Annotated in this window: 14 protein-coding genes; 7 read left to right on the top strand and 7 right to left on the bottom strand. The window is 51.4% G+C overall.

What is annotated here, in order from left to right; genetic code table 11:
* Positions 1 to 33 precede the first annotated feature (33 nt).
* Positions 34 to 549, top strand: coding sequence for a protein-export chaperone SecB (gene secB / locus OAN307_RS24225; RefSeq protein WP_015502036.1), 516 nt, complete (start codon positions 34 to 36; stop codon positions 547 to 549).
* Between the two features lie 7 nt (positions 550 to 556).
* Here secB and dnaQ read toward each other — a convergent pair whose 3' ends face one another.
* The 4 genes from dnaQ to OAN307_RS24205 are packed head-to-tail and all read right to left on the bottom strand — an operon-like array spanning position 557 to position 3,297.
* Complete coding sequence (gene dnaQ, locus OAN307_RS24220) at positions 557 to 1,285, bottom strand: DNA polymerase III subunit epsilon (protein WP_015502035.1); 729 nt, start codon at positions 1,283 to 1,285, stop codon at positions 557 to 559.
* Positions 1,278 to 1,871, bottom strand: coding sequence for a dephospho-CoA kinase (gene coaE / locus OAN307_RS24215; RefSeq protein WP_044044348.1), 594 nt, complete (start codon positions 1,869 to 1,871; stop codon positions 1,278 to 1,280). Before coaE ends, dnaQ begins: the two co-directional genes overlap by 8 nt.
* Complete coding sequence (locus OAN307_RS24210) at positions 1,868 to 2,701, bottom strand: shikimate dehydrogenase (RefSeq protein ID WP_015502033.1); 834 nt, start codon at positions 2,699 to 2,701, stop codon at positions 1,868 to 1,870. The genes coaE and OAN307_RS24210 overlap by 4 nt, the downstream gene beginning before the upstream one ends.
* On the bottom strand, positions 2,698 to 3,297 hold the full coding sequence (locus OAN307_RS24205) for a Maf family protein (protein WP_015502032.1): 600 nt from the start codon (positions 3,295 to 3,297) through the stop codon (positions 2,698 to 2,700). The genes OAN307_RS24210 and OAN307_RS24205 overlap by 4 nt, the downstream gene beginning before the upstream one ends.
* Positions 3,298 to 3,814: 517 nt before the next feature.
* On the opposite strand from OAN307_RS24205, the gene rho reads away from it, so the two are divergent.
* From rho to OAN307_RS24175, 6 genes are read left to right on the top strand one after another with little or no spacing between them, the layout of a single operon-like run.
* Positions 3,815 to 5,128 carry a transcription termination factor Rho gene (gene rho / locus OAN307_RS24200; RefSeq protein WP_015502031.1) on the top strand — a complete coding sequence of 438 codons (1,314 nt, stop codon included), beginning with the start codon at positions 3,815 to 3,817 and terminating at the stop codon, positions 5,126 to 5,128.
* Positions 5,129 to 5,159: 31 nt separating this feature from the next.
* The gene (gene mnmE, locus OAN307_RS24195) at positions 5,160 to 6,446 is read left to right on the top strand and encodes a tRNA uridine-5-carboxymethylaminomethyl(34) synthesis GTPase MnmE (RefSeq protein ID WP_044044346.1); all 1,287 of its coding nucleotides are present in this window, start codon (positions 5,160 to 5,162) and stop codon (positions 6,444 to 6,446) included.
* A 3-nt stretch (positions 6,447 to 6,449) separates the two neighbouring features.
* Positions 6,450 to 8,327, top strand: coding sequence for a tRNA uridine-5-carboxymethylaminomethyl(34) synthesis enzyme MnmG (gene mnmG / locus OAN307_RS24190; protein ID WP_015502029.1), 1,878 nt, complete (start codon positions 6,450 to 6,452; stop codon positions 8,325 to 8,327).
* Positions 8,324 to 8,944, top strand: coding sequence for a 16S rRNA (guanine(527)-N(7))-methyltransferase RsmG (gene rsmG / locus OAN307_RS24185; RefSeq protein WP_015502028.1), 621 nt, complete (start codon positions 8,324 to 8,326; stop codon positions 8,942 to 8,944). Before mnmG ends, rsmG begins: the two co-directional genes overlap by 4 nt.
* A complete protein-coding gene (locus tag OAN307_RS24180; protein ID WP_015502027.1) occupies positions 8,934 to 9,752 on the top strand; it encodes a ParA family protein in 819 nt (272 codons plus the stop codon). The genes rsmG and OAN307_RS24180 overlap by 11 nt, the downstream gene beginning before the upstream one ends.
* Positions 9,749 to 10,639 carry a ParB/RepB/Spo0J family partition protein gene (locus tag OAN307_RS24175; protein WP_015502026.1) on the top strand — a complete coding sequence of 297 codons (891 nt, stop codon included), beginning with the start codon at positions 9,749 to 9,751 and terminating at the stop codon, positions 10,637 to 10,639. Before OAN307_RS24180 ends, OAN307_RS24175 begins: the two co-directional genes overlap by 4 nt.
* On the opposite strand, the gene hemW is transcribed toward OAN307_RS24175, so the two are convergent.
* The 3 genes from hemW to rph are packed head-to-tail and all read right to left on the bottom strand — an operon-like array spanning position 10,636 to position 13,092.
* Complete coding sequence (gene hemW, locus OAN307_RS24170; protein ID WP_015502025.1) at positions 10,636 to 11,784, bottom strand: radical SAM family heme chaperone HemW; 1,149 nt, start codon at positions 11,782 to 11,784, stop codon at positions 10,636 to 10,638. The genes OAN307_RS24175 and hemW overlap by 4 nt on opposite strands.
* Positions 11,777 to 12,385, bottom strand: coding sequence for an RdgB/HAM1 family non-canonical purine NTP pyrophosphatase (rdgB, locus tag OAN307_RS24165; RefSeq protein ID WP_015502024.1), 609 nt, complete (start codon positions 12,383 to 12,385; stop codon positions 11,777 to 11,779). Before rdgB ends, hemW begins: the two co-directional genes overlap by 8 nt.
* The gene (gene rph / locus OAN307_RS24160; protein ID WP_015502023.1) at positions 12,385 to 13,092 is read right to left on the bottom strand and encodes a ribonuclease PH; all 708 of its coding nucleotides are present in this window, start codon (positions 13,090 to 13,092) and stop codon (positions 12,385 to 12,387) included. The genes rdgB and rph overlap by 1 nt, the downstream gene beginning before the upstream one ends.
* Positions 13,093 to 13,194: the final 102 nt, after the last annotated feature.

Raw genomic sequence — 13,194 nt, 5'->3', positions numbered from 1 at the left:
CAACATGGAATTTATTAAAGTTTGGAGGGCCACATGGCCGAAGAAGACACAGCACAAACAAACGGCGCAGCAGACACAGCGCCAGTAGCACCACAGATCAAACAGCGCGTCCTTGCCCAGTTTGTCCGCGATCTTTCGTTTGAAAACGTCATGGCGCAGAAAGGTATCGATGGCGAGGTTAAGCCAGAAATCAAAGTCGAGGTGAACCTCGATGCCCGCAAACGCGGCGCCGAAAACCAGTTTGAGGTTATCACCAAGCTCAAGGTGTCTTCGCAGAACGCCGGCACAGAGAATATGTTGTTCTTGCTAGAGCTGGAATATTCAGGTGTCTTTGAGATCGAAGGCGTGCCAGAGGCGCAGATGCACCCCTACTTGATGATCGAATGCCCGCGCATGACGTTCCCGTTCGTGCGCCGCATCGTTAGTGACGTCACACGCGATGGTGGGTTCCCGCCGCTGAACCTTGAACAAATCGATTTTGTGGCAATCTATCGCCAGCAGCTTGCGCTTCGTGCGGAACAGCAAAAGAATGCGACCGCTGAGGCTTGAACAACGTTTAAGGTTTGTTCCAAAGGGCGGTTTCGCCTAGTGATTTAATGAATGCGGCGTGGGCACCGACCTCCGCCGCTTTTATTTTGGGCGCCAGCGGTGTCGGACGCGGCTGCGCACGCCATTCCCCTTCAGCTGCGGTCTTGGATTTTGAACTGGTCTGACCGCCCATCACCAGATCCGGTTGGCGACCGCCGATCAGTTCCAGATAAACCTCAGCCAGAATTTCACTGTCGAGAAGCGCCCCATGCAGCGTGCGGTTGGAATTATCAATTCCGAACCGACGGCACAACGCATCAAGCGACGCAGGTGATCCGGGAAATTTCTTGCGCGCAATCCCGAGTGTGTCGAGGGATTGATCCATAGGCAGCAACGGGCGATTGACCCAACCCAGTTCCGCATTCAGAAATTTCATATCAAACGCAGCATTATGAATGACCAGTTTCGCGTCACCGATAAAATCTACAAACGCTTGTGCGATATCCGCAAAAACCGGTTTATCACGCAAAATGACCTGACCTGCCGTGGGTGTCTGCGGCGGATCGAGCAGATCGGGCCCAATGCCATGAATACCAAACGCGCCCGCAGGCATCGACCGTTTCGGGTTGATATACTGGTGGTACGTGCGCCCCGTTGGCATGTGATTGTGCAGCTCGATCGCGCCAATCTCGACGATGCGGTCTCCCTCACTCGGTTCAAAACCGGTGGTCTCAGTGTCGAGGACAATTTCACGCATCGGCCAGATCCCTATCAATCTCTGCGAGGATATCTTTCACATGTGCGCGCGCTTCGTCCAGCGTCTGCGTTGGAATAACCCAGCGCGCTTTGCTTCGCTTTTGCGCGTCCGACATTTGCCGTGCGTGGATGAGATCAAAATCGGCCTCAGTCATTTCACCGCGCGCCAAGACCCGCCTTTTCTGAACATCGGCAGGAACGGACACTACGGCGATGGCATCACACAAGCCATCCGTCGCTGTTTCAAACAGAAGCGGGATATCCAACAGGATCACCTTGGCAGTGGTCCCCACCAAAAACGCTGCGCGATCTGCAGCAACCAAGGGGTGCACAAGTATCTGAATATGATCAAGAGTTTTTGTGTCAGTCGCAATAAGATCGCGTAACTTACGACGCGACACCGCCCCATCCTCAACCGCATCAGGATAAAATCGCGCAATCAGCGTAGCCGCTTTACCCCCTGCCCCATATAATTCACGCACAACTTCGTCCGCGTCCCAGACCGGCACGCCCTGATTGGCAAACATCTGCGCAGTGGTGGATTTGCCCATACCGATGGACCCAGTAAGTCCAAGGACAAAAGTCATGCGAGGACAGCAGCGCGGGTGTCGACGTCCACCTCGGGTCGGACACCAAACCAGCGTTCAAACCCTGGAACCGCTTGATGCAAAAGCATGCCCAAACCATCAACAACAACACAGCCTGCGGCCTCAGCCTCAACCAGGAGCCGGGTTTTCAGGGGACTGTAGACAAGATCTGTGACAACGGTACCACGTCGTAAACCGTCCAAAGGCACGCGAAATTGGGGCTTTCCCGTCATGCCAAGGGATGTTGTATTTATGACTGTCGCGGCATCCTCAAGCATATTGCCCGCTTGCACCCAATCAACCACTGTAATTTTTGTACCGAACGACGATTTCAGGGCCTCAGCCTTGGGGCGCGTTCGATTGCTCAGAAAAATCTCTTGCACGCCGACGTCGATTAACGACGCGATGACTGCGCGGGCCGCCCCCCCTGCACCAAGAACAGCGGCCGGACCGATGGATGGCGCCCATCCTGGAGCTCCCTGTTTAAGGTTGGCGATAAAGCCATAGCCGTCAGTGTTATCGGCATGGATTTTTCCGTCTTTGCGGAAGATCAACGTGTTTGCCGCCCCAATCAACGTCGCTCGGTCGGTCGCAAGGTCAGAGATGTTAAGCGCGTCAACCTTGTGCGGAGCCGTCACGTTACACCCAACGAACCCCATTTTTGGTAATGTTCGGATCACGTCCTCTAGATTGCCTTCAATCACATGGATAGGAATATAGAAACCCGCGCGATTATAGGTCTTCAACCAATGGCGAAACAACTGCGGCGAGCGTGACTGCGCAATTGGGTTGCCGATGACACCTGCGAGGGGAATGCGAATATCGGTCATCTTGGAAGTGTCCCGCGAAGCGTGAGATAAGACAAGAGCTCCAGGAGCGGCAAGCCCTGAATTGTAAAAGTATCGCCTTGTATCATACGAAACAAGCGAATGCCCTCTTGTTCGATCTTATAACCACCGACGGACTGACGAATGCTGTCCCAGTTCCGGCTAATGTAGTCATCAAGAAAATCGTTCGAGAAATCGCGCATTGTAAGGCGCGCAACCCCGACGTGGCGCCAAACTGGCTCAAGACCTTCATAGACAACGGCCGCCGAGAGCAGTTGGTGCGTCTGGCCCCGCAACATCGTGAGTTGATCATGTGCAGCTTGTGGGGTTTTTGGCTTGGACAACACGGACCCCTTGAACGACAGTACTTGGTCGCACCCAACAACCAAGGAGCCCATGCCTTTTTCGGCGACTTTACGCGCCTTCATTTCGGCCAAGGTATCCGCGATATCACGGGGCGGCGCGGCTTCTATTTCTAGGGCGCGCTTAACCGAATCTTCATCGACTCGCGCTGGTACGATCTCGCAGGTGACGCCAGCATTTCGCAGCAATTGAGCGCGAATGTTGGACGAAGATGCTAGAATAATCTGGTCGGCCATGTGGATATCCCAGTGGGTGACTGTGTTAGAACGTCATGGGACGATTTGGGGTTAAGCGCAACACATTGCGCAGATCCTGAAAGTTATACGAGATATCCTTGATGATCTTCCACTTATCCACGTGGGATAAGGACGAATCAAGATTGTGGATCAAATCGCTTCGGACTCGTTCATGATTTCTTTACAACACATGTAACTGGGTTAAAATTGATCTTATTCAGTGTGTTAATTAATATTATTGTATCTTTGAAGCTGGCTTCTGACTTTGACAGATGGGGATAACCTTGAGGAGATTTCAAACCGCAATGCCTATCCACCGCCCTACTACTACTAACACCTTTTTAAGATTCTTCTTTGTTAGTTAGATAAGTAGGGGTCGTTTCGTGCCATAGGATACGTCACGTTCGTTGAATTGACAGACCTGCTAGGAAGGCGTAATCAAAGAAACCGCTCGTCCGAATGGTAATTTTCCAGTACAGAATATGAAAAGGCTGCGGATGTGGCCGGAGACCTAACGATGTCTGACGATTTAATCACCGCTGAATTTGTGCAAGAAGCTGTAGTAGCGGACCGCTTGAACCTTGCAGACCTTAAGGCGCAAAGCCCAAAGGATCTATTGTCCTTGGCAGAAGAGCTGGAGATTGAGAACGCATCGACCATGCGCAAAGGCGACATGATGTTCTCGATCCTCAAGGAACGGGCAGAAGACGATTGGGTCATTGGCGGTGACGGCGTTCTTGAGGTGTTGCAAGACGGATTTGGCTTTCTGCGGTCACCTGGTGCAAATTACTTGCCCGGACCAGATGATATCTACGTCTCACCTGATATGATCCGTCAACATTCATTACGCACTGGCGATACGGTTGATGGTGTCATTCAAGAACCGTCAGAGACAGAGCGCTATTTTGCGCTGACCAAGGTTGAGATGATCAATTTTGAGGATCCCGAGCGCGCACGCCACAAAGTCGCTTTTGAAAATCTTACGCCGCTTTATCCGGATGAGCGTCTGATTATGGAAACTGCAGACCCAACGATGAAAGACCGCTCAGCGCGAATCATCGATCTTGTTGCCCCGATTGGAAAAGGGCAACGTTCCCTGATCGTGGCGCCCCCGCGGACAGGTAAAACTGTTCTGCTGCAAAACATTGCACATTCAATCGCCGCAAATCATCCCGAGTGTTATTTGATCGTGCTTTTGATCGATGAACGCCCTGAAGAAGTTACAGACATGCAGCGATCTGTGAAAGGTGAAGTTGTTTCGTCAACTTTTGATGAACCTGCAACGCGCCACGTCGCTGTGTCTGAAATGGTGATTGAAAAGGCTAAACGTCTCGTTGAACATAAACGCGACGTTGTCATCCTGTTGGATTCGATCACGCGCTTAGGCCGCGCGTTTAACACGACTGTACCGTCGTCTGGCAAGGTTCTAACAGGTGGTGTGGATGCGAACGCACTGCAACGCCCGAAACGTTTTTTTGGTGCTGCGCGTAATATTGAAGAAGGTGGTTCTCTGACGATCATTGCGACAGCTTTAATTGATACAGGCAGTCGGATGGATGAAGTTATTTTTGAAGAATTCAAAGGTACAGGTAATTCAGAAATTGTTCTGGATCGTAAGATTGCGGATAAGCGCGTGTTCCCTGCAATGGACATACTTAAGTCTGGTACCCGCAAGGAAGACCTTTTGATAAACAAAGTTGATCTTCAGAAAACGTATGTTCTGCGTCGGATCTTGAACCCGATGGGAACAACTGATGCGATTGAATTTCTAATTTCGAAGCTGAAACAAACCAAGACGAATTCGGATTTCTTCGATTCAATGAATACGTAACTTGTTGTTATAGAACGTTGTTTTGATTGATATGGATACGATTTTTGCACATGCAACTGCGGCCGGTAAAGCTGGAGTTTCTATCATTAGGGTTTCTGGACCGGATGCTCTCAAGAGCTGCGAATCAATGGGTGCGGTTTTGGGTGAACATGATCGGCGCTTGGTTAATTTGATTACGACAGATGGCAGCCTGATTGATCAAGCCTTTTCGATAAGTTTTGGGCCGCGCCGAAGTTTTACGGGTGAACAAGTTGTTGAACTTCAAACCCATGGATCACCTGCCGTTGTATCCGCAGTCTTGAACCGTCTTGGGGCTTTGGGGTTGCGCCCCGCGGAACCTGGTGAATTTACGCGGCGGGCCATGGACAATGGCGTGCTCGATTTGGCCCAGGTCGAAGGTCTCGCTGATCTGATTGATGCTGAAACTGAAAGCCAACGTCGGCAGGCTGTGCGGGTGTTTCAAGGCGCCTTGGGTGACTTGGCGTCTGGTTGGCGCACTAGTCTTGTTCGTGCAGCGGCATTGTTGGAAGCTACAATAGATTTCGTCGACGAAGATGTGCCAGTTGATGTTTACCCAGAAGTCAGGACGCTTATCCATGTTGTGAGCAAGGAAGTCCGACATGAGGCCGCCGGTGTCAAAGTGCGCGAACGCGTGCGGGACGGGTTTGAGGTTGCGCTTGTTGGGCCGCCAAATTCTGGAAAGTCTACGCTTCTCAATCGTTTGGCTGGCCGTGAAGCCGCTATTACATCCGATATTGCCGGCACGACGCGGGACGTAATTGAGGTGAGGATGGACCTCGATGGGCTGCCCGTCACAATCCTGGATACAGCTGGACTAAGGGAATCTGACGACGTTCTGGAAGGTATCGGAATTGCGCGTGGCAAAGACCGCGCCGCGGCGGCGGACATCCGCGTCCATCTTATGGATAACCTATCTTCCGATAGCGTTCAGTCGGATTTTGGGCTAGACATTTACACGAAATCAAAGGCTGATTTGGTCATTCCGCCGGCGCGCGATGGGGTTTCGGGGGAGACGGGTTATGGCATGGATCGTCTGCTGGGCCAGATCTCGTCCCATTTACGCGAACAGCTTGCGGGTGCGGGTGTCGCAACACGAATGCGTCATCAAAGGGCGCTAGAGACGGCTGCAGATGCATTGGACACGGTGACTTTGGGTTTAACTGTTGTTGATATGCCAGTTGATTTGTTATCTGAAGACCTTCGAATTGCGATTAGATCTCTCGATAGTCTCATAGGTCGCGTTGACGTTGAAAACGTGCTAGGTGAGATTTTCTCAAGTTTCTGTATCGGTAAGTGAGGAATGTTTCACGTGAAACACGCATACGATGTTATCATTATTGGCGGAGGGCATGCCGGTTGTGAGGCCGCCCACGCATCCGCCCGGTCTGGCGTTCGAACATTGCTGATCACGCTTAGGCTGTCAGATATTGGTGTGATGTCATGTAATCCAGCGATTGGTGGCTTGGGTAAAGGCCATCTCGTGCGCGAAATCGATGCTCTTGATGGTGTAATGGGTCGTGCAGCCGATCGTGCAGGCATCCAATTCCGCCTTCTAAACCGGAGAAAGGGCCCAGCCGTGCAGGGCCCGCGTACCCAAGCTGACCGCGCGCTATATCGCAGTGCTGTTCAAGAATTGACGACTGCACGATCAAATTTGGAGGTGCGCGAGGGAGAGGTAGTCGATCTTTCTTTAGACAGAGGGCGCGTCGATGGCGTGACCTTGAAGGATGGTTCAAGAATATCCGCGACCGCGGTTGTTCTCACGTCAGGAACATTTTTACGTGGTGTTATCCATATTGGCAACGTTGCGCAAGCGGGTGGACGCATGGGTGATCTTCCGTCAATCGCCTTGGCTGAACGTCTATCATCGTACGATTTACCGCTGGGTCGTCTAAAAACGGGCACACCGCCCCGTCTAGATGGCAGAACGATACATTGGGATGGACTTGAACGTCAGGATGCAGATGTAGAACCAGAACTTTTTTCGTTCATGCACCATTCCCCGTTTGTGAAGCAGATCGCCTGTGGGATCACTCACACAAATCCCCAAACCCATGAAGTTATTAAAAAAAATCTGAAAAGGTCTGCAATGTATGGAGGGCATATAGATGGTGTAGGGCCACGATACTGTCCTTCGATCGAAGACAAGGTCGTCAGATTTGCTGATAAGACTTCGCATCAGATTTTTCTTGAGCCCGAAGGGCTCACGGACCACACGATATATCCAAACGGTATCTCAACGTCTCTGCCTGTAGATGTGCAGGAAGAATATGTTCATTCGATCGTCGGCCTTGAGGATGCAAAGATACTGCAGCCGGGGTACGCAATAGAATACGATTACATTGATCCACGCAGTTTAAGTACACAACTTGAATTGAAGCGCATGCCTGGACTTTTCCTTGCAGGTCAAATTAATGGTACAACTGGTTACGAAGAAGCCGCCGCGCAAGGAATGGTTGCTGGCTTGAACGCCGCCGCACAGGTGAATAGTCGCGATCCTGTTCTTTTTGATCGTTCAACATCGTACATTGGTGTCATGATAGATGATCTTACGGTGCGTGGTGTTTCAGAGCCCTACCGCATGTTTACGTCGCGCGCCGAATTCCGACTGTCACTGCGAGCCGATAATGCTGATCAGCGCCTAACGCCTTTCGGTCGAGGCGTTGGCTGTGTCGAGGATGAGCGGTGGAGTGTCTTTATCAATAAAACGAACGAACTAGACCACGGAAGAGAAGTGTTATTGGGTATTTCAGCGTCATCCCGAGATTTGAACAAGGCAGGGGTGAAAGTGAGTATTGATGGACCGAAACGCACCTTGGCTGACGCACTGACCATAGCGGGAACTACGGTTAATGACTTAGCCGAACTTGCCCCACAGCTATCTAAAATTCCAAAAGATATAGCGTCCCAGCTGGAACGAGACGCACTATACTCCCATTACGTTGACCGCCAGATGCGAGATATTGAAGGTATGAAACGAGACAGCTGCAAACTTATTCCAAATGATTTGAATTATGGTTCAATTTCGGGTCTGTCCAATGAACTGAAATCAAAGTTAAAGACCGCGCTGCCTGACAACCTTGCACAAGCTTCCCGTATCGACGGTATTACTCCTGCGGCACTGATGCTTGTAGCGGCCGAAATCAAGAAGCGGCAAACGAGGGCCAAAGTGGCATGAGTAGCATTGTAACCTCAGTTGGAGGGGTCGATGTTTCACGTGAAACAATGGAGAAACTTGAACAGTTATCCGCCCTAATTATCAAGTGGACCAAAGCCATCAACCTCATCGCGCCGAACAGCGTTCCCAATCTTTGGGATCGCCATATCGTTGATAGTGCGCAGGTTTTTCATTGTGCACCAGACAGTTGGACGCATTGGGTTGATCTTGGCAGTGGTGGTGGGCTTCCTGCGTTGGTTGTCGCAATATTGGATCAGCAGAACCGATTGATTACTCTGATTGAAAGCGACAAGCGCAAGTGCCTTTTCCTCACAACCGCTCGGAGAGAACTTGGGCTAAATATCAGTATCATCAATAGGAGAATTGCGAACGCAGAGACGGTGCCAGCTAACATAATAAGCGCTCGTGCATTGGCGCCATTGAATGACCTTCTTGGTTATGCTGACCAGTTTCTGGGGGCAGATGGCATCGCCATATTTCCAAAAGGCGAACGCTATCAAGAAGAGCTGGACCATGCCGCACAAGCTTGGCATTTTGACGTCAAGGCACACACGAGCCAAACTAATCCCGATTCTCGGGTACTCGAGCTATCAGGGATAATTCGCCGTGAATCTTAGTCGCAGGACCAACCCAAAAATACTGTCGATCGCGAACCAGAAGGGTGGTGTCGGGAAGACGACGACTACCATAAATTTGGGCGCCGCGCTCGCCCGTACAGGTCGGCGTGTGCTCCTGATCGATCTGGATCCTCAGGGCAACGCGTCAACTGGTTTGGGTATCGAGGTGGCAGATCGTAATATCACGACATACGATCTCCTGACTGGGGAGGTGCTTCCGTCTAAAGCGGCCCAAAACACAAGCGTCAAGAACCTAATCATAATTCCGGCCACCACGGACCTAAGTTCGGCAGATATTAACCTCATGGCGAATGAAAAACGTAGCTTCATGCTGCACGACGCCCTGCACCAACCTGACATAGACTCACTAAACTTGGACTATATCCTCATCGATTGCCCGCCATCACTCAATATATTGACAGTGAATGCAATGATTGCCTCTGATACCGTCGTGGTTCCGCTCCAATGCGAATTCTTCGCACTCGAAGGACTGTCACAATTAATGTTAACAATTCGCGACATCCGGCAGACGGCCAATTCTTCGCTTCGCATTGAAGGCATTATTCTGACGATGTACGATAAGCGCAACAACTTGTGCCAACAAGTCGAAGCGGATGCGCGCGACAATTTAGGCGATTTGGTCTTCAAAACTGTCATCCCGCGAAACGTCCGGCTAAGCGAAGCCCCGTCTTTCGCGCTTCCAGTCCTGGACTACGACCCCTCATCGAAGGGATCGCACGCATATCTTGCCCTCTCCAAAGAAATTATTGAGCGGGAACGAACCACAAACACTCGGAGAGCATTATGAGCACACCTAAGCCACCTACCCGCGGTCTCGGTCGCGGTCTCTCCGCTCTCATGTCAGATGTTAGCACCCCTACTGAGACCGATAAATCGGTAACAAACAGGACAGATCAGTCCCTACCTACTGATCAGATCTATCCAAACCCTGAACAACCGCGCCGCACATTCGATGATAAAGCAATGGACGACTTGACCGCTTCGATTACCGAAAAGGGCATCATTCAACCACTTATTGTACGCCGAAAACCGTCTGGAAATGGCACATATGAAATTGTTGCTGGGGAACGTCGTTGGCGCGCAGCACAGCGGGCGCAACTGCACCAAGTACCAGTGATCATACGCGAATTTACAGACGTTGAAGTTCTTGAGGTTGCAATTATTGAGAATATTCAACGTTCAGACCTTAGCGCAATTGATGAAGCGGCGGGTTATAAGCAGCTGATGGAAAAATTTGGCCGAACGCAAGAAGATATGGGCAAAGCGCTAGGTAAAAGTCGCAGTCACATAGCCAATTCTGTTCGCCTCCTCACATTGCCAGCATCCGTCCAGTCCCTCCTACAAAACGGGCGTTTGTCGGCTGGCCACGCTCGAACCCTTGTGGGTCATACTGATGCGGATAAAATTGCAACTGAGATCGTAAAAAAGGGCCTATCGGTACGAGACGCCGAGAAACTTGCGAAGACGTCAAAAAACCCAACGAAAAGGGCGGCTTCCGGCAAAACAGTCGCGAAAGATGCCGATACGGTCCAGATTGAAAATGATCTTTCCGCGCATCTGGGGCTGAAAGTTAACATCGCCCACGCCGCTGGGCGCGAAAACGGTCAAGTCGTGTTGAACTACCGTGACCTTGAGCAGCTTGACGATCTTTTGCGCGTGCTTTCTGGAAACTAGTCTGTCAACAAATGGGAAATCACTGCGTTTAGGACAGGCCGCCCTTGGACCGTCACGTTGAGTTTACTTTTGATGTTTTTAAGATGGCCAAGGTCCACCAAATCATTGATTTTATTTAATTTATTGGCAATCCATTCCGCCGGCATCTCTATGCCATCAACCACGCGCAATCCCATAATAACACGCTCTTCTAATATGTCGGCCTTCACAAGGGCAGTTCCCACATCAAGACCCAAAGCGCCAGATTCGACTTGCGCAATCCAACCTCCTGGACTTTTTACACAGACTGTTTCATGACGGATGCCGTCCAATGTGAGTCGACCATGTGCTCCAGGCCCGATCCCTGCCCAATCACCTGACCGCCAGTAAATCAAATTATGACGGCTCTCCTGACCCCTTTTGGCGTGGTTAGACACTTCATATGCAGGAAGCCCAGCTTTTACGCATGCATTTTGCGTGACATCCCACAGATCTGCACCGAGATCTTCGTTTGGCAGCCCGCGCAATAATCCACGCTTGAACCGATCCCCAAACGAAGTCCCGTCTTCCACCGTCAATTGATACAACGAAAGATGATCTGGTTCCAATTCGAGGGCGCGGGTTAACTCGGACTGCCACTCCCCCACCGTTTGGTTCTGGCGCGCATAGATTAGATCAAAACTCACTCGATCAAAGGTCGTTCTTGCAATTTCCACCGCAGCGAGCGCTTCGTCAGCAGAATGTAGACGACCCAAGGCTCGCAAATCTGTGTCGTTCAACGCCTGAACGCCAACAGATACGCGGTTAACGCCAACATCTCGATATCCGGTGAATCGTTGCGCTTCGATTGATGTAGGATTCGCTTCGAGCGTGACTTCTAAATCGTTCGCCAATCGCCAGCGTTTCTGGACACGTGCCAGAATTCGATCAACCGTCTCAACATCCATAAGGCTCGGAGTACCCCCACCAAAGAATACAGAATTTAATACACGATCACTGGTCAATTCGGCCACGCGATCGATTTCTTTTTCGAATGCTGCGGCCCACCGTGTCTGATCCACCGATGCCACAACGTGCGAGTTAAAGTCGCAATAGGGGCATTTCGCCTGACAAAACGGCCAATGAAGATAAAGACCGAAGCCCCCAGTTTCCAAACAGTCAGACAAAACAGCCCTCGATCAGCTTTGTGAACGCATCTGCACGGTGGTTGATCCTGTTCTTTTCAAAACGGTCCATTTCCCCAAATGTTACGCCGAAACCGTCAGGCTGGAAAATAGGGTCGTAGCCGTGGCCCTGATCCCCCCGCATTGGCCAAACCACACGTCCAGGGATCATACCTTCAAATACCTCATCGTGTCCATCAGGCCATGCCAAGACCAAACAACATCGAAACTGTGCCACACGCGGCTCTGTGGCGCCGCGCGCATCCAATTCATCCCACGTCCGCGTCATGGCCTTCACAAAATCGCGCCCATCGGGCGTTTCGGCCCAATCCGCCGTATAAACACCAGGTGCGCCGTCCAACCCATCAACGGTTATCCCGCTGTCATCTGATAGTGCAGGCAAACCTGTAGCCTTCACTGCCGCATGCGCCTTGATACGTGCATTGCCAACAAACGTCGTCTCGGTTTCTTCCGGCTCAGGCAATCCGTGATCCGCGTTTGACGATACAACCACACCGTACGGCGACAGCAAATTCGCGATCTCCTCAAGCTTACCGTGATTGTGCGTCGCAATCAGCAAATCGGTCCCACCAAACTTACGCATCAGCTGACTGACGCAATCTGTACGGCCGTCAGTTCTGCAATGCCCTTATGGGCCAAGTCCATCATTGCGTTCATCTGGTCACGGGTAAATGTTGAGCCTTCGGCAGACATCTGAATCTCAATCAGTTTATCAGCTGTCATAACAAAATTTCCATCGACGCCAGCCTCAGAATCTTCTGGGTAATCCAAGTCCAGAACCGACTGCCCAGCATAGATCCCACATGACACTGCTGCCACGGGAATCAACAACGGATCAGAAATCACGTCACCAGCGTTCATCAATTTTTGCACTGCCAATTTTAGGGCAACCCAACCGCCAGTGATCGACGCGCATCGTGTCCCGCCATCAGCCTGAATAACATCGCAGTCGATGACGATCTGACGCTCCCCTAGTGCCACGCGGTCAATGCCGGCACGCAAAGACCGCCCAATCAGGCGCTGAATCTCCTGCGTCCGTCCGCTTTGACCATTTTTGGCTTCACGGCGCATCCGTGTGTTCGTCGCCCGCGGCAGCATGCCGTATTCTGCCGTCACCCAGCCTAAGCCAGAATTCTTCAAAAACGACGGCACACGTTCGTCAATAGACGCGGTACACAGCACTTGAGTGTCACCACATTTGATCAGGCACGACCCTTCGGCGTGACGGGTCACATCAATCTCAATGGATATCGGCCGCATTCCATCAATTGTCCGTCCTGAGGGGCGCATCGCATCATCCTTCTATGGGTTTGGACCCCGATACGCCCCGCCGCATAAAATTCCAACCCCGATTGACCTTCGCGCATCCATCCGCCAAGTTACTGACGCCCT

The sequence above is a fragment of the Octadecabacter antarcticus 307 genome (assembly GCF_000155675.2).
In the GTDB taxonomy this organism is placed as follows: domain Bacteria; phylum Pseudomonadota; class Alphaproteobacteria; order Rhodobacterales; family Rhodobacteraceae; genus Octadecabacter; species Octadecabacter antarcticus.
This window is presented reverse-complemented; position numbering and strand designations above follow the sequence as displayed.